Origin of the sequence: Streptomyces sp. NPDC090741, assembly GCF_044769045.1 — a bacterium.
Taxonomy (GTDB): domain Bacteria; phylum Actinomycetota; class Actinomycetes; order Streptomycetales; family Streptomycetaceae; genus Streptomyces.
The window spans coordinates 1,093,020-1,115,002 of the sequence record NZ_JBIVXF010000001.1 but is presented as its reverse complement, the minus strand read 5'-3'; the positions used below and the strand labels follow the sequence as shown (position 1 = coordinate 1,115,002).

Here is a 21,983-nt window from a genome sequence, read left to right as displayed (position 1 = left end):
CCGAGCGCCGCGCCGATGCCGGCGATCTCGTCCTCCGCCTGGAAGGTCCGCACGCCGAAGTTCTTGTGCTTGCTCAGCTCGTGCAGGATGTCCGAGGCGGGGGTGATCGGGTAAGAGCCCAGGTAGAGCGGCAGATCGGCCTGCCGGCTCGCCGTGATCAGCCCGTACGACAGGGCCAGGTTCCCGGAGATGTTCCGGTACGTGCCCGTCGGGAAGGCCCGGGTCGCCGGGGCCACCTCGTACGAGACCGCGAAGTCCTCGGTCGTCTCGCCGAAGTTCCAGCCGGCCCGGAACGCGGCCACGTTCGCCTCGGCGATGTTCGGCTTCTTCGCGAACTTCTGACGCAGGAAGTTCTCCGTGCCCTCGGTGGGCCGGTGGTACATCCAGCTCAGCAGCCCCAGCGCGAACATGTTCTTGCTGCGCTCGGCCTCCTTGCGGGAGAGCCCGAAATCCTTCAGCGCCTCGACGGTGAGCGTGGTCAGCGGCACCTGGTGGATGTTGTACGCGCCCAGCGAACCGTCTTCCAGCGGCGAGGTCTCGTAGCCCACCTTCGCCATCGGGCGCTTGGTGAATTCATCGGTATTGACGATGATCTCGGCGCCGCGCGGAACGTCCGCGATGTTCGCCTTCAGCGCCGCCGGATTCATCGCGACCAGAACGTTCGGGGCGTCGCCCGGCGTCAGGATGTCGTGATCGGCGAAATGCAGCTGGAACGACGACACGCCCGGCAGGGTGCCGGCGGGGGCGCGGATCTCGGCCGGGAAGTTCGGCAGCGTGGAGAGGTCGTTCCCGAAGGAAGCCGTCTCCGAGGTGAACCGGTCACCCGTGAGCTGCATGCCGTCCCCCGAGTCACCCGCGAAACGGATGATCACCCGGTCCAGGCGGCGCACTTCCTTGCCGCCCGGGGCCGGGGGCGTCCGTTGTTCGCCGACTACGGCACCTTCGGCCCCGTCGGCCTGTTCGGCTGGACTACTGACCTGGCTGGTCACTGAACTGGACCTCCTTCGAGGCGTGGCGTTCCCGTTCCCAAGGTCAACCCTACGTCGGCAGGGCCGGCCTTCTCGGGGGACGCTCGCATTCTGGACCGTCGTCTGCGGCGGTCTGTCGAGAGAATCCCGTGGGAATGCGCGGGTCCACGGGATTCCGAGAGATTCCGAGATTTCGTGCCGTGCAGAAATAGTGCGAGCCCCCAGCGGCCGGGTGCGGTAACGCCGCGCCTGACAGGGTGTCAGTTGATCAAGGCTTTGATCAATGCCCCGGATCTTTCGATCAAGACCGCAGGTAGGTGAGAACGGCCAGAACTCGCCGGTGGTCCCCGTCGCTCGGTGACAGCCCGAGCTTCATGAAGATGTTGCTGACGTGCTTCTCCACCGCTCCGTCGCTGACCACGAGCTGCTTGGCCACGGCCGAATTGGTGCGCCCCTCGGCCATCAGCCCCAGCACCTCCCGCTCGCGCGGGGTCAGCCCCGCCAGCACGTCCTGCTTCCGGCTGCGGCCGAGCAGCTGGGCGACCACCTCCGGGTCCAGGGCGGTCCCGCCCCGGGCCACGCGTACGACGGCGTCCAGGAACTCCCGCACGTCGGCCACCCGGTCCTTGAGCAGATACCCCACCCCGGTACTGGAACCGGCCAGCAGTTCGGTGGCGTACTGCTCCTCCACGTACTGCGACAGCACGAGCACGCCTATACCGGGATGCTCGCGCCGCAGCCGTACGGCCGCTCGTACGCCCTCGTCGGTGTGCGTCGGCGGCATCCGTACGTCGGCCACCACCACATCCGGCACCGCGTCCTCGGCGGCCAGCTCCGCCACCGTCTTGATCAGGGCTTCCGCGTCCCCGACGCCGGCCACGACGTCATGCCCCCGGTCGGTCAGCAACCGGGTCAGGCCCTCACGCAGGAGCACTGAATCCTCGGCGATGACCACCCGCACCCTGTCTTCCACTTCCAGCAGCTCCCGAGTCCACGTCGTCCGATCTACCTGACGCAGCCAAGCATCCCAGCCCGGGGGCCGGATGGAGGCGACTCGGGATCATCGAAAAACAGGTCCTAGCGGGAACGCCACGGAAGCTCGGCCGTGACGGTGGTGCCGCCGCCGGCCGGGGAGTCCACGACCAGCACCCCGTCCACGGCGTCCAGCCGCTCGGTGAGACCGGCCAGCCCGGTGCCGGCGCCTTCGCTGCTCGCGCCGCCGCGCCCGTCGTCCGCGACCTGGATCAGCAGCCGGTCCCCGGACCTCCACACGTCCACGCTCGCGGTACGGGCCCCGGAATGCTTGCTTATGTTCTGGAGCAGCTCCGAGACGGTGAAGTACGCGATCCCCTCGACGGCGGAGGCCGGCCGGTCCGGCAGGTCCGCGGACACCCGTACCGCCGCCGTGCAGCGGGAGGCCACGGAGGACAGCGCCGCGTCCAGACCGCGGTCGGTCAGCACGGCCGGGTGGATCCCGCGGGCCAGGTCGCGCAGCTCCTGGAGCGCGACCTTCACCTCCCCGTGCGCCTCGTCCACCATCCGGGCGGCCGCCTGCGGGTCCTCGGCGAGCTTCTCCTTCGCCAGACCGAGATCCATGGCCAGCGCCACCAGGCGGGCCTGCGCCCCGTCGTGCAGATCGCGCTCGATGCGCCGCAGGTCGGCGGCGGCGGTGTCGACGACGACCCCGCGGTCGGACTCCAGCTCCGTGACCCGGTGGTCGAGGCGCGAGGGCCCGAGCAGCCCGGCGACGAGGACGCGGTCGACGGTGGTCAGGGCCCGCACCACCCAGGGCGTGGCCAGGGTGAAGGCCAGCCCGACCAGGAAGGCGAGGGCGATCTCGGCGGGGGAGTCGAGGTAGAAGGTGTAGTCGTCGTTCTGGAAGAGCTGGAGCCCGGGCCAGTCGGTGTAGGCCGGGAAGACCCAGAACCAGACCGGGTACAGCAGGAAGGCCCAGCCGTACGTCCAGAACACCAGTGCCACGGTGAAGGCGAAGACGGCCCAGGGGAAGTGGATCACGGAGTACAGCGCGTGCCGCCAGGCGCTGCCGCTCTTGAGCAGGGCCCCCATGGCGGCGAGCGGACCCCGCTTCTCGGCCCGGATCGGCGCCGGCTCGGCGATGTCGACCCCGAGCATGGCCCGCGCCCGGCCCCGCTCGACCCGCCCGAACCCGCGGCACATGGCGAGCACCCCGGCGAGGACCGGGACGCCGAGGAAGGTGACGAGCAGCCCGGCGCCGAGGCTGACCCCGGTGATCGCGAGCGAGAAGTACAGCAGGCTCAGCGGCAGCCCGAGCACCAGATACCCGAACTCCCGCCAGGTCCGCCCCTCGACGGGAGCGCGCAACGCCCGTACGAAACCCATAATCCAACCCGCCCTCTCGACGCTTCCCGTAACCACACCCCCACCCTCCCGCCCGGGAGCCTCCCGAACCATCAGGCGGGTAGGCGTCCCCATGGTGGGGATAACCCCACCACCGCCCGATCGAGCAGCACTGGACCCGCCCCCGAGCCCAGCCCGGCGGGGCCCGGAAACACCACCGGGACCCCCGCCCCACCCCGGACGGGAGTCCCGATCAGAAGATCGCGGTCGGCGGCGAAATCAGCCGCGCCCGCGCCACGGCAGCTCCGCCGTCACCACCGTCCCCTCCCCCTCGGGGGAGTCGACGACGAACACCCCGTCCACCGCCCGCAGCCGCCCCGCCAGCCCCGCCAGCCCCGACCCGCCCCCCAAGTCGGCCCCGCCCCGCCCGTCATCCGAAACCCGTATCAGCAGCCGCCCCGAAGCGGTCCCGGAGGACCGCCACACCTCCACGCTCGCCCCCCGCGCCCCCGCGTGCTTGCTCACGTTCTGCAGCAGCTCCGACACCGTGAAGTACGCGATCCCCTCGATCGCGGCCGCAGGCCGCTCCTCCAGATCCACCGCCACCTTCACCGGCACCACGCACCGCGAAGCCACCGCCGACAGCGCCGCGTCCAGCCCCCGGTCCGTCAGTACCGCCGGGTGGATCCCGCGCGCCAGGTCCCGCAGCTCCTGAAGCGCCAGCTTCACTTCCCCGTGCGCCTCGTCGACCATCGCCGCCGCCGCGTCCGGATCCTCCAGCAGCTTCTCCTTCGCCAGGCCAAGCCCCATCGCGAGCGCCACCAGGCGCGCCTGCGCCCCGTCGTGCAGGTCCCGCTCGATGCGCCGCATGTCGGCCGCCGCCGTGTCCACGACCACCCCGCGGTCCGACTCCAGCTCCGCGATCCGCCGCTCCAGCTCGTCCGAGGGCGACAGCAGCCCTCGTACCATCAGCCGGTCCACGTTCGACAGCCAGCGCACCACGTACGGCAGCACCGGCCACAGCACCAGCAGCCCCACCAGCGCCACCGTGAACGTCAGCACCCCCCACGGCAGCCGCACCAGCTCGTACAGCACGGCCCGCCACGCCACCGGGTCCTTCACGCCCGCCCACAGCCAGGGGAAGAACCCGCCGGCCCGCCGCGGCCCCGGCAGCGGAGTCGGCTCCTCCACCCGTACGCCCAGCAGCACGCGCGCCCGCGCCCGCTCCACCCGTCCCAACTGGCGGGACCCGAGCAGACCGAGCGCGAGCAGCGGAAGACCGATCGCGGTCACGGACAGGCCGCCCGCGGTCGCCACCATGGTCACCGTGTAGACGAAACCGACGAGCGTGAGCGGAAGATTGCCCAGCAGATGGACGGTCTCTTTCCACGCCACGGCCCCCAGGGCGGGCCGTACGGGCGGAGGCCGGTCGTTGTCGGGGCCCGGGTGGGAGACTTGAATGCGCGCGGTCATGGGGCACAGCCTGCCAATTACGGCCCGCGGGTGCCATGGGGGAGCCGGGCCCCTGTAAACGGGGGATAACCCCACCCTGTGCGGACCAGGCCCTAGACTCCCGTCCGTACCAGATCATCGACAGTGGCCAAGGAGCGAGGAACGGACGTGCCCGACCCAACGGTATCGACCGTAACCGTGCTCGCGGCGGACTATTTCCGGAGTTATTCGGTCGTCGGCCTGCTGGCCGTCCTCGGTGTGCTCTTCGTGGCCGTCGCGTTCGGCGCGGGCCGCCTGCTGAGACCGGTCGTCCCGACCCCTGAGAAGCTGCTGACGTACGAATGCGGCGTGGACCCCGTCGGCGAGGGCTGGGCGCACACCCAGGTCCGCTACTACGTCTACGCGTTCCTCTACGTCATCTTCGCCGTCGACTCGATCTTCCTCTTCCCGTGGGCGACGGTGTTCGCCGCCGCCGGCTACGGCGCCACCACGCTCGTGGAGATGTTCATCTTCCTGGGCTTCCTGGCCGTCGGCCTGCTCTACGCGTACAAGAAGGGCGTCCTCGAATGGACGTGACACCGGCCGGGACGTCGGCCGAGCCCCAGCTGCTCCCGGAGCCCAAGCGCCTGGGAGTCCTCTCCCGCCTCGCACCCGAGCCCATGAAGGTGGTCCTGAACTGGGGCCGCCGCTACAGCCTGTGGGTCTTCAACTTCGGCCTCGCCTGCTGCGCGATCGAGTTCATCGCCGCGTCGATGGCCCGGCACGACTTCATCCGGCTCGGCGTCATCCCGTTCGCGCCCGGCCCGCGCCAGGCGGACCTGATGATCGTCTCGGGCACGGTGACGGACAAGATGGCGCCGGCCGTGAAGCGGCTGTACGAGCAGATGCCGGAGCCGAAGTACGTCATCTCCTTCGGGGCCTGCTCCAACTGCGGAGGGCCGTACTGGGACTCGTACTCGGTGACGAAGGGCGTCGACCAGATCATCCCGGTCGACGTCTACGTCCCCGGCTGCCCACCGCGGCCGGAAGCGCTGCTCCAGGGCATCCTCAAGCTCCAGGAGAAGATCGCCAGGGAGTCGCTGGCGGACCGCTACGCGACGGACCCCTCGACCGCCCAGCTCACGAGCGGCCTGGTCAAGCCCCCGCCGGCCACGGGAGCGGGCGCATGAACCTCTACGACTCCCTCCCCGACGCGGCCGCCACGATCTTCGGCGCGGAGGCCACCGCCTCGTACGCGTACGAGGTCCTGACGGTGGACGTCCCGGTCGGAAGCTGGATCCCGGCGCTGGAGATCGCCCGGGACAAGCTGGGCTGCACGTACTTCGACTGGCTGAGCGCGGTGGACGAGCCGGGCACGGGTTTCCGTGTCTGCGCGCACGTCGTGTCCCTCGAAAACCACCGCGTACGCCGCCTGCTCCTGCGTACGACGGTCCCGCACACGGCCCCCTCCCTCCCCTCCGCGGTCGCGGTCTACGCGGGCGCGGAATGGCACGAGCGCGAGACGTACGAGATGTTCGGAGTGGTCTTCACGGACCACCCGCACCTGGTCCCGCTCCTCCTCCCGGAAAACTTCGAAGGCCATCCGCTGCGGAAGGACTTCGTGCTGGCCGCGCGCGTCACGAAGGCCTGGCCGGGAGCCAAGGAGCCGGGCGAGGCGCACGACCCCGACGCCCCGAAGCGCCGCCAGATGCTCCCGCCGGGCGTCCCGGACCCCAACGACTGGGGCCCCATGAAGGGCCAGCTCCCCCCGGCCCCCGCCCGCCCCGCCCGCGTCGCCCGCACCCCGCGCGCGGCAGCCGCAGGCGCGCCGGGAGCCGAAGCAGCCGAAGCCCCCGCCCGCCCGCCGCGCCGCACCCGCTCGGTGGCGGACGGCTCGACGAGCCAGGCCGTCCCCCCGGCGCAGCCGGAAGCCGAGGCCGCCCCGCAGACCGACACCCCGCCGCGCCCGCCCCGCCGCACCCGCTCGGTGGCGGACGGCTCGGCCAGCCAGGCCGTCCCCCCGGCGGAGCCCAGGACCGAGGGCGGGCCGCAGGCCGAAGCCCCGGCCGAGCCCGCTCCGCAGGCCGAAGCCGCGCCGCGCCCGGCCCGGCGTACCCGCTCGGCTTCGGACGGCTCGGCCGGCCAGACGGCCTCCCCGGCGGAGCCGGAAGCCGAGGCCGGGCAGGCCGATGCGCCCCCGCGTCCGGAGAGCCCGGCAGTCCGTGGCCGCACGGTGGCGCCGGGCCGGCGCCCCGCCCCCCGCAGCGCGGACGCGCCCTGGCACAACCCCCAGCCCGCCTTCACGGAACCGGAGCCCACGCCCGAGGCCGCACCCGCGGCCGCGGCCGAGGCCGCCCCGGCACCCGCGGCCGCACCCGCGGCCGAGGCCGCCCCGGCACCCGAGGCCGCCCCGGCACCCGCGGCCGACCCGGGCCCGAAGGGCGAGCCGAAGACGACGCCCAAGGCCGGCCCGCGGCCCGACGCCGAGCCGGAGCCCGCCCCCGGCGCGGAGTCCGCGCCCGACGGCACCCCCGAATCCGAATCCGACACCAACGGAGGCGACGCGTGAACGACGTCCTCGACGTCGCGCTGCGACTCATCGTCGTCTTCGCCGTGTTCCTCGTGCTCCCGCTCGTCGTCGGGCAGACCGAGCACAAGGTCATGGCCCACATGCAGGGCCGCCTCGGCCCCATGTACGCCGGCGGTTTCCACGGCTGGGCCCAGCTCGTCGCCGACGGAGTGAAGTTCGCGCAGAAGGAGGACATCGTCCCGGCGGGCGCCGACCGCCGCATCTTCCAGCTCGCCCCCGCCGTCGCCCTGCTCCCGTACCTCCTCGTCCTCGTCGCCATCCCCATCGGCCCCGGCGAAGGCGCAGTCGGCCAGGTCATCGACGCCGGGCTGTTCTTCGTACTCGCCGTGATGGGCATCGGAGTCCTCGGCAGCCTCATGGCCGGCTGGGCCTCCGCCAATAAGTTCTCCCTGCTCGGGGGCCTGCGCACCGCCGCCCAGCTCCTCGCGTACGAGCTCCCCATGCTGCTCGCCGCCGCCTCCGTCGCGATGGCCGCCGGGACCGTGTCCCTCCCCGGCATCGTCGGCGCCTTCCAGTGGTGGTGGCTCCCCTGGCAGATCACCGGCGCGCTCGTCTTCTTCACCGCCGGCCTCGCCGAACTCCAGCGGCCCCCCTTCGACATGCCCGTCGCCGACTCCGAGATCATCTTCGGCGCGTACACCGAGTACACCGGCCTGCGCTTCGCGCTGTTCCTGCTCGCCGAGTACGCCGGCATCGTCGTCCTCTGCGCCCTCACCACCGTCCTCTTCCTCGGCGGCTGGCACGGCCCGTTCGCCGACGGCTGGGTCTGGACCCTCCTCAAGACCGCGGTCCTCGCCTTCGTCGTGATCTGGCTCCGTGTGAGCTACCCCCGCCTTCGCGAGGACCAGCTCCAGAAGCTCGCCTGGACCACACTCATCCCGCTCGCGCTCGCCCAGATCGCGCTCACCGGCATCGTGAAGGTGGCGATCAGCTGATGCCCATCCCCGGATCCGGCCTGGCCAAGGGCCTCGCCGTCACCCTGCGCACGATGACGAAGCGCGCGCACACCGCCCAGTACCCGGAAGTGCAGCCCGAGCTCCCGCCCCGCACCCGCGGGGTCATCGGCCTGTTCGAGGAGAACTGCACGGTCTGCATGCTGTGCGCCCGCGAGTGCCCCGACTGGTGCATCTACATCGACTCCCACAAGGAGACGGTCCCGGCCGCCGCCCCCGGCGGCCGCGAGCGCAGCCGCAACGTCCTCGACCGCTTCGCCATCGACTTCTCCCTCTGCATGTACTGCGGCATCTGCATCGAGGTGTGCCCCTTCGACGCCCTCTTCTGGTCGCCGGAGTTCGAGTACGCGGAGACGGACATCCTGGAACTCACCCACGAGCGCGACAAGCTGCGCGAGTGGATGTGGACCGTCCCGGCCCCGCCCGCCCTGGACCCGGCCGCGGAGGAGCCCAAGGAGATCGCCGCCGCCCGCAAGGCGCTGGAGAAGGCCGAAGCCGCGGCCGCCGCGGCAGCAGCCGCAGCCGCCGAGACCACCGAGCCCACGACGCCCGGGACCGACACCCCCACCACCCGGGAGGGAGACGCGTGACCGACCTGACCCCCGCGGCCACCACCCTGGCCGCCGCGGCGACGGGCCACGGGTTCCTCTCCCCGACCGGCGTCGAGATCGCCTTCGTCCTCGTCGGCCTCGCCACCCTCGGCGCGGCCGCCGTCACCGTCAACACCAAGCAGCTCGTGCACGCCGCCCTGTGGCTGGTCGTCGCGCTCGGCGGCATCGCCGTCGAGTACCTGCTGCTGACGGCCGAGTTCATCGCCTGGGTCCAGGTCCTGATCTACCTCGGATCCGTGGTCGTCCTCCTCCTCTTCGGGCTGATGCTCACCAAGGCCCCCATCGGCCGCTCGCCGGACGCCGACTCGAACAACCGCTGGGTGGCCCTCGGCGTAGCCCTCGTCGCGGCCGCATCCCTCGTCTGGGTCGTCGTCGACGCCTTCCGCACCACCTGGATCGACCTCGACGGCCCCGCCCAGGGCTCGACCAAGGTCTCCGGCGAGATCCTCTTCCAGCACTGGGTGCTGCCCTTCGAAGCGCTCTCCGTCCTCCTCCTCGCGGCCCTGATCGGCGCCATCGTGCTCTCCCGCAGGGACACCGCCGCCGGTGGGTCCGACGACAACACGAAGGGGCAGCAGCGCTGATGCACCTCGCCTACCCCGCCGTGCTCGCGGTGCTCCTCTTCTGCACGGGCCTGTACGGAGTGCTCGCCCGCCGCAACGCCATCCTGGTCCTGATGTCCGTCGAGCTGATGCTCAACGCCGTCAACCTCAACCTGGTGGCCTTCGACGTCTGGCTGCGCGACGCCCTGCACGCCGGCCAGGCCCTCACCCTCTTCACGATCGCCATCGCCGCCGCCGAGATCGGCATCGGCCTCGCGATCGTGCTGATGGTGTACCGCAACCGCGGCACCTCGGACGTCGACCGGCTGCGCGACACCGCCGAGGGCCACGAGCCCGCCCCGAACGACCAGCCCGCCCCGAACAACCAGAGCGAGGTCACCGCGTGAGCACCACGACCCTCGCGGTCCTCGTCCCGCTCCTGCCCTTCCTGGGCGCGGTGGCGGGACTGCTGCTCGGCCGCCGCGCCCCCGGGTTCGTCCGGCCCCTCGCCGTGCTGCCGGTGCTGGCCGCGGCCGTACTGGCCGTGCTCGTAGCCGTCCGCCAGGGCGGCGGCAAGCCGATCGTCGCCTCGACCGAGCTGACCCCGACCGGCTCCGTGCCGATCGACCTCTCGCTCTACCTGAACGGCTTCGCCGTCCTGGTCGCCGTGCTCGTCGGCCTCGTCGCCACCTGCGTACAGCTCTACTCGACGGCGTACCTCCGCGAGGACCCGCGCTACTCCTCGTACGCCGCTCTGGTCTCCCTGTTCACCTCCGCCATGCTGCTCGTCGTCTACACCGGCGACCTGATGGTGCTGCTGGTCGGCTGGGAGGTCATGGGCATCTGCTCGTACTTCCTCGTCGGCCACTACTGGGAGACCGAGGCGGCCCGCTCCGCCTCCCTGAAGGCCTTCCTCGTCACCAAGCTGGGCGACGTCCCCTTCCTGATCGGCCTGTTCGCGCTCGCCACCGACGCCGACTCCTTCGAGATCCCCAAGGTCCTGGGCGCCGTCGCCGCAGGAGGACTCGACCACCCGACGCTGATCGCCCTGCTGCTGCTCGGCGGAGTCGCGGGCAAGTCCGCGCAGTTCCCGCTGCACACCTGGCTCCCGGACGCCATGGCGGGCCCCACCCCGGTCTCCGCGCTGATCCACGCCGCGACGATGGTCGCCGCCGGTGTCTACTTCGTCGCCCGCCTCCTCCCGGTCTTCGCGGCCTCCGCGGCCGCCCTGGTGGTCATGGCCGTCATGGCGGCCGTCACGATGCTCGGCTCCGGCCTCGCCGCCCTGGCCCAGGACGACATCAAGCGCGTACTCGCCTACTCCACGATCGGCCAGCTCGGCTACATGATCGGGGCCCTGGCCGTCGCCGACCGCGGCGCCGCCGTCTTCCACCTCCTGTCCCACGGCGTCTTCAAGGCGCTCCTGTTCCTCGGTGCGGGCGTGATCATCCATGGCGCCGGGACGAACTCCCTGGCCGCCATGTCCCGCATGGACGGCCTGGCCAAGCGCATCCCCGACGCCTTCTGGACCATGACGATCGCGCTGCTCGCGCTCGCCGCGATCCCGCCCTTCGCCGGCTTCTTCTCCAAGGAAGCCGTCCTCGTCGCCGCCGAGCACGCCGCCGGCGGGCACTCGGAGTCCGCTCCCAGCGCCGCCGGCTGGGTCGTCCTCGTCGCCGGCGTGCTGACCGCCCTGCTCACCGCCGCCTACGCCACCCGGCTGTGGCTGATGGCCTTCCGCGGCCGGGGCGCCGCCGCCCCCGACCACGGCAAGGAGCCCGTCGCCATGACCGGCGTGCTGTGGGTGCTCGCGATCCCGACCATCGGGCTCGGCCTTTGCGCCGGGCCGATCGCCGACTGGTTCGACGGCAACGAGCTCAGCCCGACGCTGACCACCTCGGTCCTCGGCACCGGAGCCGCCGCCGTCGGCGCGGTCCTGACGTACGCCCTGTGGCAGCGGGCCACCGCGAAGGCCGCCGCGGCTCCCGCCGCGGCCGAGCAGCCCTCAGCGGTGTCCGCGGCCACCGCGGCCGCCGAGTCCGCGGCCGAGGCGCCCGAGGTCGCGGAGGTCACCCACGAGCACCCCGCCGTCCCGGCGGGTCCCGCCGCCGACCCCGGCCGGGCCCTCCTGGGCCCCCTGCACCGCCACGCGGCCGACGGCTTCCACCTCGACGCCGTCTACGACCGGCTGTTCGTCCGCCCCGTCCGCGCCGCCGCGAGCCTCGTCCGCTTCCTCGACCGCGAGGTCGTGGACACGTACGTCAGCGGCGCGGGCGCCGGCCCCCGGCTGCTCGGCAGCCTCGTACGCCGGGCCCAGACCGGCAACGTACAGAGCTACCTGAGCGCCCTGCTCGCCGGCGCCGTGGTCCTGGCGATCGCCACCGCCGTCCTCGCCAACGTCAACGCCGGATCGTGAGCCGTGAGTCAGCCGTGATTGATATCAGCCCGTCCGTGATGCAGTTCCTTCTGGCGTTCGTCGTGGCCGCACCGCTCCTCGGCGCAGCCGCGGCCCTCCTGCCCGCCCCGCCCGGACTGAAGGGCAAGAGCCCCGAACAGGCCGTTCTGCGCCACGGCGTGACCGTGACCGGTGTGATCCTCGCCGCGGCCATCGCCCTCGCCCTGGGCTTCGACCAGGACGCCCCGGCCCGCTTCCAGGCGACCACGGACATCAGCTGGATCCAGGCGCTGAACGTCCGGATCCACCTCGGCATCGACGGCATCTCGCTCCCCCTCCTCCTGATGACCGCGCTGCTGTTCTTCCTCTGCGCGCTCTACAGCTACTTCAAGCTCCCCGAAGGCCCCTCCCCGAAGGCCTTCGTCGCCCTGCTCCTCGTCCTCGAATCCGGCACCCTCGCGGCCTTCGCCGTCCTCGACCTGCTGCTGTTCTTCCTCGCCTTCGAGATGGTCCTCATCCCGATGTACTTCCTCATCGCCCGCTGGGGCGGTGCTCAGAGGCAGGCCGCCGCCTGGAAGTTCATCCTCTACACCCTTCTCGGCTCCGTGGTCATGCTGCTCGGACTGCTGCTCATCGGACTGAACAGCGGCACCTTCGACATGGTGGCACTCGCCTCTGACAACGGACGCGAACTGACCCACACCACCCAGCTCCTGGCCGTCCTCGCCATCGGCCTCGGCCTCGCCGTGAAGACCCCGATGTGGCCGCTGCACAGCTGGCTGCCCGACGCCCACACGGCCGCGCCCACCGTCGGATCCGTCCTGCTCGCCGGCGTCCTGCTCAAGATGGGCACCTACGGGTTCGTCCGCATCCTGCTCCCCGTCACCCCCGACGGCATGGCGACCTTCGCCCCCTACCTGGGCGCCTTCGCCGCCGTCGGCATCGTCTACGGGTCCCTCGCCTGCCTCTCGCTCGCCCGCAAGGGCAACAAGGGCGACCTCAAGCGCCTCATCGCGTACTCCTCCGTCGGCCACATGGGCTTCGTCCTCCTCGGCATCGCCTCCATGACCCCCACCGGCGTCAACGGGGCGCTGTTCGCGAACATCGCCCACGGCCTGATCACCGGCCTCCTCTTCTTCCTGGTCGGTGCCCTCAAGGACCGCTACGGCACCGCTGACCTCGACACCCTCGCCGGAGCCACCGGCGCCGCCCTCTACGGCCGCGCCCCCCGCCTCGGCGCCTTCCTCGCCTTCGCTGCCGTCGCCTCCCTCGGCCTGCCCGGCCTCGCCGGCTTCTGGGGCGAGATGCTGGCCCTGTTCGGCGCGTTCGACCCGGCGCAGGGCCTCCCCCGGCCCGCCTTCCTCACGTACATGGCCTTCGGCGCGTTCGGCACCCTGCTCACCGCCGCCTACCTGCTGATCGTCGTACGGCGCGTCTGCATGGGCGAACCCAGGGCCCGGCCCGAGCACGGGGCCGGGGCCCCGGCCGGCTCCGGGCCCGCGCTCGAACTCGCCGACATCCAGCGCTACGAGTTCGCCGCCTGGACCCCGCTCGTGGCCCTCACCGTCCTCGCCGGCCTGTGGCCCGCCGTCCTCCTCGGCCTCACCGACCCGGCCGTCCAGAAGCTCCTCGCAGGAGGCAACGCATGACGGCCCTGACGGCCTCCGTTCTGTCCGCCCCGTCGGCGGCCCCGGCCGCCCAGGCCACGAGCCTCGTCCAGAGCGTCGACTGGCTCGCGATCACCCCCGTGGTCCTCCCCGCCGCCGTCGCCCTGGTCGTCCTGGTCGCCGACCTCTTCCTGCCGGAGCGGCGCAAGCCGCTGCTCGGCTGGCTCTCCGTCGCCGGCCTCGCCGCCGCGACCGCCACCCTGCTGCCGCTGCGCGCCGGCGACCGAGCCACCTTCTGCCTCACCACCGACCCCGCAGCGTGCAGCTACACCGCCGACCACTTCGCGCTCGTCATCCAGTTCCTGGTACTGGCCGGCGCGCTGGTCACCGCCCTGCTGTCGGTCACCGCCGTCCGTGACGCGCGCATGCCGGCCGGCGAGTACTGGTTCCTGCTGCTGTCCTCCGCCGCCGGCGCCGCCCTGCTGCCCGCCTCCCGCGACCTCGCCACCCTGATCGTCGCCCTCGAAGTCGCCTCGCTGCCCGCCTTCGCCCTCGTCGGCATGCGCCGCGGCGACCGCCTCTCCTCCGAGGCCGCCCTCAAGTTCTTCCTGTCCTCCGTCACCGCCACCGCCGTGTCGCTGCTGGGCGTCAGCTTCGTCTACGCCGCCACGGGCTCCCTGCACCTCACGCAGATCGCCGACCGGCTCGAAGACGTCCCCGGGCAGCTCGACACCCTCGCCATGGCCGGGGTCGCGCTCACCCTCGTCGGCTTCGCCTTCAAGACCGCCGCCGTCCCCTTCCACTTCTGGGTCCCGGACACCTACGTCGGCGCGCCGCTGCCCATCGCGGGCTACCTCTCCGTGATCGGCAAGGCCGTCGGTTTCACCGGCCTCATCCTCGTCACGGTGATCGCCTTCCCCGCGTACTCCGACATCTGGGGCCCGGCCCTCGCCGTCCTGGCCGCGCTGACCATGACCGTGGGCAACACCGCCGCGCTGCGCCAGTCCGCCGACCGCCCGAACAGCGCCGTACGGCTGCTCGCCTGGTCCTCGGTCGGCCAGGCCGGCTACCTGCTGGTCCCGATCGCCGCCGCCGCGTACTCCGGGCGCGACCAGATCGGCTCCACCGTCGCCTACGCCCTCATGTACGCCGCCGTGAACCTCGGCGCGTTCGCCGTGGCCGCCCTCGTCGGCCGTACGAAGCCGCTCCACCGGATCAGCGACTACCGCGGGCTGTACGCCGAGCGCCCGCTGGCCGCCCTCTCGCTGGCCTTCTTCCTGCTCTGCCTGGCCGGCCTGCCGCCGGGCATCATCGGGCTCTTCGCCAAGGTCACCGTCTTCCGGTCCGCGGTCGACGCGGGCCTGGGCTGGCTGGCCGTGGTCATGGCGGTCAACGTCGTCATCGCCCTCTTCTACTACCTGCGCTGGACGGCGCTGCTCTTCCGCGCCCCGCAGGCCTCCGCCGAAGGCGCCCGTACGAAGGCCCCGTGGCCGGTCACCGTCGCGATCGCGGTCACCGCGGTCACCGCCGTGGTGCTGTCGGCCGCCCCGGAGCTGGTCCTGCGCTTCGCGTCGGGCAGCCTGTTCCCGCAGTAGGCGCGCAGCCCGTACGCAGGCCCGTACGCCGGCCCGTACGCCGGTGAACGTGTACGCCGTGACCCGTACGGCCCAAGGCCCGCGTACCCCCGCCGTACCCCCGCCGCCCCGGTCACCCGGGCGGCGGGCCGGCCGTGCCCTGGGAACCAGACGCCCTCACCTCGCGTTGAGCGGGGAGGGAGGGTCCACTGGACCGTAGACCCTCAGATCCAGGACGGGGCTCCCCTGCCGCACCATTTGGAGGGCGTACCGTGCACCGCCGGCACAACGGGCTGAAGACCGCCGTACTCCTCGGCGGGCTGTCCGCACTCATCATCGTCATCGGAAGCTTCTTCGGGCGGGGCGGCCTGATCATCGCCGTCGTCATCGCCCTTGGGACGAACGCGTACGCGTACTGGAACAGCGACAAGCTGGCTCTACGCGCGATGCGCGCCCGCCCCGTCAGCGAGTTCGAGGCCCCGCAGCTCTACCGCATGGTGCGCGAGCTCTCCACCTCCGCGCGCCAGCCCATGCCCCGGCTCTACATCTCGCCGACCGAGGCGCCCAACGCGTTCGCCACCGGCCGCAACCCGCGCAACGCCGCGGTCTGCTGCACCGAGGGCATCCTGCGCATCCTCGACGAGCGCGAGCTGCGCGGGGTGATCGGCCACGAGCTGAGCCACGTCTACAACCGCGACATCCTGATCTCCTCCGTCGCCGGAGCCCTCGCCTCCGTCATCATGTTCCTGGTGAATTTCGCCTGGCTGATCCCGGTGGGCCGGTCCAATGACGACGAGGGGCCCGGCATCATCGGCATGCTGCTGATCATGATCCTGGGCCCGCTGGCCGCCGGCGTGATCCAGCTGGCCATCAGCCGCTCGCGCGAGTACGAGGCGGATGCCTCCGGCGCCCAGCTCACCGGCGACCCGCTCGCCCTGGCCAGCGCCCTGCGCAAGCTCGACGCCGGCGTCAAGCAGCTCCCGCTTCCCCCCGAGCCCAGACTGGAGACCGCGAGCCACATGATGATCGCCAACCCGTTCCGCCCGGGCCAGGGCCTTTCTAAGATGTTCTCGACGCACCCTCCGATGGCCGAGCGCATCGCCCGGCTCGAACAGATGGCAGGACGTGGCCAGTGAAGACCATCCTCAACATCATCTGGCTCGTGCTCAGCGGCGTCTGGCTGTTCCTGGGCTACTGTCTCGCGGGCCTGATCCTGTGCATCACGATCATCGGCATCCCGTTCGGCGTCGCGTCCTTCCGCATCGCCCGGTACGCCCTCTGGCCCTTCGGCTACACCACGGTGGAGCGCCATGACGCGGGCGCCGGGTCCTGCGTCGGCAACGTGCTGTGGCTGGTCCTGGCGGGCTGGTGGCTGGCCCTCGGGCACATCGTCACCGGCATCGCCCTGTGCGTGACGATCATCGGCATCCCGTTCGGCATCGCCAACTTCAAGATGGTCCCGCTGTCCCTGTTCCCGCTGGGCCGTGAGATCGTCCCGACCGACGCGCCGTTCGCGTCCCGGTAGGCGACAGGGCGGCGAAGGACCCGGGCAGAAGTCACGGGCGAACTCACGGGCAGACTCACGGACAGAACTCACGGGCAGGAAGAACCAGTGTCGGCTGCGAGCACGGCCACGACCCTCTCGGTCATCGTGCCGATGTACAACGAGGAAGAGGCCCTCCCCGCCCTGGTGAGCCGCCTGCGCCCGGTGCTCGACGACACCGGTGTCCCGTACGAGGTCCTCGCGGTCGACGACGGAAGCACCGACCGGACCGCCGAACTCCTGGAGAAGTTCCGTACGGACTGGCCCGAGCTCCGCATCGTCCGGCTGCGCGGTAACTCCGGCCACCAGGCCGCCCTGCGCGCCGGGCTGCACAGCTCGGTCGGGGCGTACGTGGCCAGCATCGACGCGGACCTCCAGGATCCGCCGGAGAAAGTACCGGAGATGCTGGACCTGGCCCGGTCCGAGAACCTCGACATCGTCTACGGCGTCCGCTCCGACCGCAGCACCGACACCGGCTTCAAGCGCCGCACCGCCGCCGCCTACTACTGGCTGATGCGCCGCATGGTCGGCAAGCAGGTGCCCGCGCAGGCCGGGGACTTCCGGCTGCTCAGCCGCGAGGCGGTGGAGGCCCTCAAGTCCCTGCCCGACCAGCACCAGGTCTACCGGCTGCTGGTGCCGTGGCTCGGTTTCCCGAGCGGGCAGGTGACGTACCGCCGGGGCGAGCGGGTGGCGGGCGAGACCAAGTACCCGCTGAGCAAGATGATCCGCCTCGCCGTGGACGGCATCACCAACTTCTCGGCCGCGCCGCTGCGGCTGGCGACCTGGCTCGGCGTCATCAGCTTCGTCACCTGCTTCGTGATGATCGCCTGGACACTGGTGGTCTTTCTGCTCGGCAAGACCGTGCCCGGCTGGAGCTCGCTGTTCGTCGCCATGCTGTTCCTCGGCGGCGTGCAGCTGATCTGCGTGGGGCTGCTCGGCGAGTACATCGGCCGCATCTACACCGCCGTGCAGCGCCGGCCCACGTACTTCATCGGGTATGACTCGGCGCGGGACGACGCAGGCAAGGTCCCCGGGCAGAACGGGAACTGACGACGGCTCGGAGGGCATTGCCGCAGGTCGGGGCGATTGTCAGTGGTGTGGGTCACGATGAATGCATGGACGAGACCGAGCAGTTGCCGAAGCAGGCGATACCCGAGCAGGCGATACCCGGGCGGGCGCTCACGCCCCGCGCGTGAGCCCCGCACGCACCCCGTAGGCCACCGCGCCCAGCGCCAGCACGACCGCCCCCGCGACCGCCGACGCGGCCGGCAGCGCGCAGGCCAGAACGACACAGCCGGACAGCCCGACCGCTGCCACGGCCCGGCCCTTGACAGCTGAATCGAGAGTCCACGCGGAAGCGTTCGCGATCGCGTAGTAGGCCAGCACCCCGAAGGACGAGAAACCGATCGCGCCCCGCAGATCGGTGGTCGCCGCGAGCACCGCGACCACCGCACCCACGGCGAGCTCCGCATGGTGCGGCACCTGATGCCGGGGATGTACGGCGGCCAGCGCGCGGGGGAGATGGCCGTCCCGGGCCATCGCCAGGGTGGTCCGCGACACCCCGAGCACCAGGGCCAGCAGCGAGCCCAGCGCGGCCAGGGCCGCCCCGACCCGGACCACCGGGGTCAGTCCGGGCACACCGGCCGCCCGTACTGCGTCGGCCAGCGGGGCCGGCGAAGCCGCCAGGGCCTCGGCACCCAGCACCGACAGCGCCGCCACCGCCACCGCGGCGTAGACGAACAGGGCGATCCCCAGGGCGAGGGGCACCGCCCGCGGGATCGTGCGCTCCGGATCACGCACCTCCTCGCCCAGGGTGGTGATCCGGGCGTACCCCGCGAATGCGAAGAACAGCAGCCCGGCCGCCTGGAGCAGACCGCCGACACCGCCCCCGCCCAGGCCGCCGAGCCGTCCCGCTTCCGCCGCGCCGGACGTCAGGCACACCACCACGACCCCGGCCAGCACGGCCAGCACCACCGCCACGATCACCCGGGCGATCCGGGCGGACTTCTGCACGCCGCCGTAGCTCGCGGCGGTCAGCGCCACCACCGCCGCGACGGCCACGGCATGCTGCTGCCCGGGCCACACGTACGCCCCCACGGTGAGCGCCATCGCCGCGCACGAGGCGGTCTTGCCGACGACGAAGCCCCAGCCGGCCAGGTATCCCCAGAACGGGCCGAGCCGCTCCCGCCCGTACACGTAGGTCCCGCCGGAGGCCGGGTAGCGGGCGGCCAGGCGCGCGGAGGAGTGCGCGTTGCAGTAGGCGATCAGGGCAGCCACCGCCAGGGCCGCGAGCAGCGCGCCGCCCGCGGGCCCCGCCGCGCCCGCAGCCGGGGCGAGCGCGGCGAAGATACCCGCCCCGACCATGGCCCCCAGCCCGACGACGACGGCGTCGAAGACCCCCAGCGTGCGTTTCAATTCGTTGTTCACGGGCGGAGGGTAGCCGCCTCAGATGACGCCTTCGCGGCCGGTCAGTGGCGTCCGGGTCTGCTCCCAGCCGTTGAGGGCCGTCAGACAGGCGTGGTCGAGGTGGCGCAGCCCGCTGAGATCGAGGCGTACGGGGTGTCCGGCGGGCAGCGCGTCCAGCTCGTCGAGCAGCTTCGGCAGCCGCAGGAAGCTGGCGCTGCCCAGCACCTGGACGTGGAGTTCCCCGCCCTCCCACACCTCCTCGATGTGCACGTACGAGGTTTCCCAGGCCGCCTTGACCACGGCGAGCCCCAGGCCGATCAGCACCCCTTCGAAGAGGTTGGTGGCCACGACCGAGGCGGCCGTCGCCACCAGCACCACCGCCTCGCCCCGGTGCGTACGCCACAGGCCGGCGACGGCCCGGGCCGGGAGCAGTTTCCATCCGGCGTGCAGCAGCACCCCGGCCAGCGCGGCGAGCGGCACGATCTGGAGCAGCTGGGGGAGGGCGACGGCGAACAGCAGCAGCCAGCCGCCGTGCATGACCCGGGAGGCCCGGGTGCGGGCCCCGGCCTCCACGTTGGCCGCGCTGCGCACGATCACGGCGGTCATCGGCAGCGCCCCGAGCAGTCCGCACACGGTGTTGCCGACGCCCTGTGCCACGAGTTCCCGGTCGTAGTGGGTCCGCGCCCCGTCGTGCATCCGGTCGACGGCGGCCGCGCTGAACAGGGTCTCGGCGGAGGCGATCAGCGTCAGGGCGATCACGGTGCCGAGCGCCCCGGCGGAGGCCAGCAGTCCGAAGTCCGCCCAGCCGGGCGGGGCGATGGCCCCCAGGACGCCGGTCACCGTCACCTTCTCGACGGGCAGCCGCAGCATCACCGACACGGCGGTGGCGGCCGCCACCCCGACCAGCGCGCCCGGTACGAGCCGCAGCCGGGCCGGCATCCGGCGCCAGGCCACGAGGACGGCGATGGTCCCGGCTCCGAGGGCCACGGCGGCCCAGTCGGCCTCGGCGGCGAGCGCCGGCACCGCGGCGAGCTTCTCCAGGGTCGCGCCGGGGGCCGGTACGCCGCCCAGGGCGTACAGCTGCCCCGCGATCAGCACGAGTCCGATCCCGGCGAGCATCCCGTGCACGACGGCGACGGAGATCGCCCGGAACCACCGCCCGAGCCGCAGTGCCCCCATGCACAGCTGCAGCACCCCGGCGGCCAGCACCAGGACCCCCAGGGCGCGGGCCCCGTGCGTGTGCACCGCCTCGTAGACGAGCACGGTGAGCCCGGCAGCCGGCCCGCTCACCTGGAGCGAGCTCCCCGGGAACCAGCCGGTGATCAGCCCGCCCACCACCCCGGTCACGATCCCCAGCTCCGCGGGCACTCCGGAGGCGACCGCCACGCCCACGCAGAGTGGCAGCGCGACGAGCGCGACCACGACGGACGCCCCGAAGTCTTCGCGAAACGTGCCGACCTCAGGCATCCGTGTCCCTCCCCTGTCCCGCGGTGATGAATACCGTCAGGTTGGCGGGCGCGTGCACGGTTGCCCAAGTGCCCATTGGGGGCTATCGAGGCGCACGCGCCGTGCACGCCGGGCACATGATCCGCACGCCCCCGAGGCAGCCGCGGCCTCAGGAAACAGCCGCGGCCCGGCGGTCCGAAAAGGACCGCCGGGCCGCCGGAGGGCAGGTGGGAGACACCGCGATCAGCGGTAGTTCACGAACTGGATCGCGAAGTCGAGGTCCTTGCCCTTGAGGAGGGCCTGGATGGCCTGCAGGTCGTCACGGCTCTTGGAGGTGACGCGCAGCTCCTCGCCCTGGACCTGGGCCTTGACGCCCTTGGGGCCCTCGTCCCGGATGATCTTCGCGACCTTCTTGGCGTTCTCCTGGGAGATGCCCTCCTCGATCGAGGCGAAGATCTTGTACTCCTTGCCGGACAGCTGCGGCTCGCCGGCGTCGAGCGCCTTCAGCGAGATCCCGCGCTTGACCAGCTTGGTCTCGAACACGTCGAGGACGGCCTTGACGCGCTCCTCGGAGTTCGCCTCCATCAGGATCTTCTCGCCGGACCAGGCGATGGTGGCGCCGGTGCCCTTGAAGTCGTAGCGCTGCGAGAGTTCCTTGGCGGCCTGGTTGAGGGCGTTGTCGACCTCCTGCCGCTCGACCTTCGAGACGATGTCGAAACTGGAGTCGGCCATGTGCTGTGGCTCCTTGAAGTCGGCTGTCATTGCCCCGGAGGGCGCGGCCGGACATGCCCGGCCCGCTCGGCAAAGCCTAGCCACCGCGCCCGCCCGCAGTGCTGATCAATCCGGTGGCGAAGCACCCCCGAGCATCGGGTATCGTTTACGTCGTTGCCAGGGAGCGCCGCCGCGAGGCGGAAAAATGGCAGCGATCATGGCGGTGTGCCCGAGTGGCCAAAGGGAGCAGACTGTAAATCTGCCGGCTCAGCCTACCCAGGTTCGAACCCTGGCGCCGCCACGCGATGTGAGACCCCCGTTACTGCGGAAGCGCAGTGGCGGGGGTCTTCTCGTACGGCCCAACGATCGGTTCGACCGCATCGTCCGGGTCGCCTGTTCGTTCTCCGGACGTGAACTTCATTTCTGACACGCGCGGGAGGGTGGGCGGCGGCGTGCTCCTCGCCCTCCTCGGAGCCGGGATCCCGGCCCTGGTCGGGGCGGCACTGCACAGCCACGTGGGCGAGCCCTACCAGGAGACCACCCTCTATTTCGGCACCGAGCGCCCCGGCGGCCGGGCCCCCGTCGCGGAGGAGGAGCTCATGGGCTTCCTGGACCGGGAGATCACCCCGGCCTTCCCCGAGGGGCTCACCATCCTGGACGGGCACGGCCAGTGGCAGCGGGCCGGAAAGGTCATCCGCGAGACCTCGTACGAGGTGGTGCTGCTCTACCCGGAGAAGGAGGCCGAGGAGCGCAGCGCGCGCATCGAGCGGATCCGGCAGGCCTACGAGGACCAGTACCAGCAGGACTCCGTCGGGCGCTCCGACGACAAGGTGACCGCCGAGTTCTGAGGGTCGCTCACGCGGTGGGCGAAGGTCCTCCCCGGTTCC

At 71.9% G+C, this 21,983-nt stretch carries 21 protein-coding genes and 1 tRNA gene; 15 read left to right on the top strand and 7 right to left on the bottom strand.

Features of this window, described 5'->3' with window-relative positions; genetic code table 11:
• The 4 genes from ACIQU4_RS05245 to ACIQU4_RS05230 form a co-directional block, all read right to left on the bottom strand.
• On the bottom strand, positions 1 to 989 hold a 989-nt coding region (locus ACIQU4_RS05245), incomplete at its 3' end, for a 2-oxoacid:acceptor oxidoreductase family protein (RefSeq protein WP_403725870.1).
• A gap of 280 nt (positions 990 to 1,269) precedes the next feature.
• Positions 1,270 to 1,929 (bottom strand): response regulator, encoded by a 660-nt coding sequence (locus ACIQU4_RS05240; RefSeq protein ID WP_403726015.1) that lies wholly within the window; start codon positions 1,927 to 1,929, stop codon positions 1,270 to 1,272.
• 116 nt (positions 1,930 to 2,045) lie between these two features.
• Positions 2,046 to 3,329: a sensor histidine kinase gene (locus ACIQU4_RS05235; protein WP_403725868.1), complete on the bottom strand. Its 1,284-nt coding sequence runs from the start codon at positions 3,327 to 3,329 to the stop codon at positions 2,046 to 2,048.
• A gap of 237 nt (positions 3,330 to 3,566) precedes the next feature.
• The gene (locus ACIQU4_RS05230) at positions 3,567 to 4,760 is read right to left on the bottom strand and encodes a sensor histidine kinase (RefSeq protein WP_403725865.1); all 1,194 of its coding nucleotides are present in this window, start codon (positions 4,758 to 4,760) and stop codon (positions 3,567 to 3,569) included.
• Positions 4,761 to 4,907: 147 nt separating this feature from the next.
• Between ACIQU4_RS05230 and ACIQU4_RS05225 the strand changes: the two genes are divergently transcribed.
• The 13 genes from ACIQU4_RS05225 to ACIQU4_RS05165 all read left to right on the top strand — a co-directional run bounded on the left by ACIQU4_RS05225 (position 4,908) and on the right by ACIQU4_RS05165 (position 17,583).
• On the top strand, positions 4,908 to 5,315 hold the full coding sequence (locus ACIQU4_RS05225) for an NADH-quinone oxidoreductase subunit A (RefSeq protein ID WP_030163040.1): 408 nt from the start codon (positions 4,908 to 4,910) through the stop codon (positions 5,313 to 5,315).
• Positions 5,306 to 5,908: an NADH-quinone oxidoreductase subunit B gene (locus ACIQU4_RS05220; protein WP_403725863.1), complete on the top strand. Its 603-nt coding sequence runs from the start codon at positions 5,306 to 5,308 to the stop codon at positions 5,906 to 5,908. Before ACIQU4_RS05225 ends, ACIQU4_RS05220 begins: the two co-directional genes overlap by 10 nt.
• The gene (locus ACIQU4_RS05215) at positions 5,905 to 7,287 is read left to right on the top strand and encodes an NADH-quinone oxidoreductase subunit C (RefSeq protein ID WP_403725861.1); all 1,383 of its coding nucleotides are present in this window, start codon (positions 5,905 to 5,907) and stop codon (positions 7,285 to 7,287) included. Before ACIQU4_RS05220 ends, ACIQU4_RS05215 begins: the two co-directional genes overlap by 4 nt.
• A complete protein-coding gene (locus ACIQU4_RS05210) occupies positions 7,284 to 8,243 on the top strand; it encodes an NADH-quinone oxidoreductase subunit H (RefSeq protein ID WP_403725860.1) in 960 nt (319 codons plus the stop codon). Before ACIQU4_RS05215 ends, ACIQU4_RS05210 begins: the two co-directional genes overlap by 4 nt.
• Positions 8,243 to 8,851 carry a NuoI/complex I 23 kDa subunit family protein gene (locus tag ACIQU4_RS05205; RefSeq protein WP_403725857.1) on the top strand — a complete coding sequence of 203 codons (609 nt, stop codon included), beginning with the start codon at positions 8,243 to 8,245 and terminating at the stop codon, positions 8,849 to 8,851. The genes ACIQU4_RS05210 and ACIQU4_RS05205 overlap by 1 nt, the downstream gene beginning before the upstream one ends.
• Positions 8,852 to 8,856: 5 nt before the next feature.
• Positions 8,857 to 9,456, top strand: a complete 600-nt coding sequence (locus ACIQU4_RS05200; RefSeq protein ID WP_403726012.1) for an NADH-quinone oxidoreductase subunit J — start codon at positions 8,857 to 8,859, stop codon at positions 9,454 to 9,456.
• Entirely contained in the window at positions 9,456 to 9,821 is a 366-nt protein-coding gene (gene nuoK / locus ACIQU4_RS05195; protein ID WP_385584232.1) for an NADH-quinone oxidoreductase subunit NuoK, read from the top strand. The genes ACIQU4_RS05200 and nuoK overlap by 1 nt, the downstream gene beginning before the upstream one ends.
• A complete protein-coding gene (locus ACIQU4_RS05190) occupies positions 9,818 to 11,830 on the top strand; it encodes an NADH-quinone oxidoreductase subunit L (protein WP_403725855.1) in 2,013 nt (670 codons plus the stop codon). Before nuoK ends, ACIQU4_RS05190 begins: the two co-directional genes overlap by 4 nt.
• Positions 11,831 to 11,868: 38 nt before the next feature.
• Positions 11,869 to 13,458, top strand: coding sequence for a NuoM family protein (locus ACIQU4_RS05185; RefSeq protein ID WP_403725853.1), 1,590 nt, complete (start codon positions 11,869 to 11,871; stop codon positions 13,456 to 13,458).
• Positions 13,455 to 15,011, top strand: coding sequence for an NADH-quinone oxidoreductase subunit N (locus ACIQU4_RS05180; protein ID WP_403725850.1), 1,557 nt, complete (start codon positions 13,455 to 13,457; stop codon positions 15,009 to 15,011). The genes ACIQU4_RS05185 and ACIQU4_RS05180 overlap by 4 nt, the downstream gene beginning before the upstream one ends.
• 251 nt (positions 15,012 to 15,262) lie before the next feature.
• A complete protein-coding gene (htpX, locus tag ACIQU4_RS05175; RefSeq protein ID WP_403725847.1) occupies positions 15,263 to 16,126 on the top strand; it encodes a zinc metalloprotease HtpX in 864 nt (287 codons plus the stop codon).
• Positions 16,123 to 16,515, top strand: coding sequence for a YccF domain-containing protein (locus ACIQU4_RS05170; RefSeq protein WP_403725844.1), 393 nt, complete (start codon positions 16,123 to 16,125; stop codon positions 16,513 to 16,515). Before htpX ends, ACIQU4_RS05170 begins: the two co-directional genes overlap by 4 nt.
• A gap of 87 nt (positions 16,516 to 16,602) precedes the next feature.
• Positions 16,603 to 17,583 (top strand): glycosyltransferase family 2 protein, encoded by a 981-nt coding sequence (locus ACIQU4_RS05165; protein ID WP_403725841.1) that lies wholly within the window; start codon positions 16,603 to 16,605, stop codon positions 17,581 to 17,583.
• Between the two features lie 129 nt (positions 17,584 to 17,712).
• Here the strand turns inward: ACIQU4_RS05165 and ACIQU4_RS05160 are convergent, their stop codons facing one another.
• The 3 genes from ACIQU4_RS05160 to ACIQU4_RS05150 all read right to left on the bottom strand — a co-directional run bounded on the left by ACIQU4_RS05160 (position 17,713) and on the right by ACIQU4_RS05150 (position 21,117).
• Complete coding sequence (locus tag ACIQU4_RS05160) at positions 17,713 to 18,960, bottom strand: APC family permease (RefSeq protein WP_403725838.1); 1,248 nt, start codon at positions 18,958 to 18,960, stop codon at positions 17,713 to 17,715.
• Between the two features lie 18 nt (positions 18,961 to 18,978).
• On the bottom strand, positions 18,979 to 20,406 hold the full coding sequence (locus ACIQU4_RS05155) for a SulP family inorganic anion transporter (RefSeq protein ID WP_403725836.1): 1,428 nt from the start codon (positions 20,404 to 20,406) through the stop codon (positions 18,979 to 18,981).
• 222 nt (positions 20,407 to 20,628) lie between these two features.
• Positions 20,629 to 21,117: a YajQ family cyclic di-GMP-binding protein gene (locus ACIQU4_RS05150; protein WP_403725834.1), complete on the bottom strand. Its 489-nt coding sequence runs from the start codon at positions 21,115 to 21,117 to the stop codon at positions 20,629 to 20,631.
• Between the two features lie 198 nt (positions 21,118 to 21,315).
• Here ACIQU4_RS05150 and ACIQU4_RS05145 point away from each other — a divergent pair.
• Both ACIQU4_RS05145 and ACIQU4_RS05140 read left to right on the top strand, forming a co-directional pair.
• A tRNA-Tyr gene (locus tag ACIQU4_RS05145) sits at positions 21,316 to 21,397 on the top strand.
• A 109-nt stretch (positions 21,398 to 21,506) separates the two neighbouring features.
• Complete coding sequence (locus ACIQU4_RS05140) at positions 21,507 to 21,944, top strand: DUF3574 domain-containing protein (protein ID WP_403725831.1); 438 nt, start codon at positions 21,507 to 21,509, stop codon at positions 21,942 to 21,944.
• Positions 21,945 to 21,983: the final 39 nt, after the last annotated feature.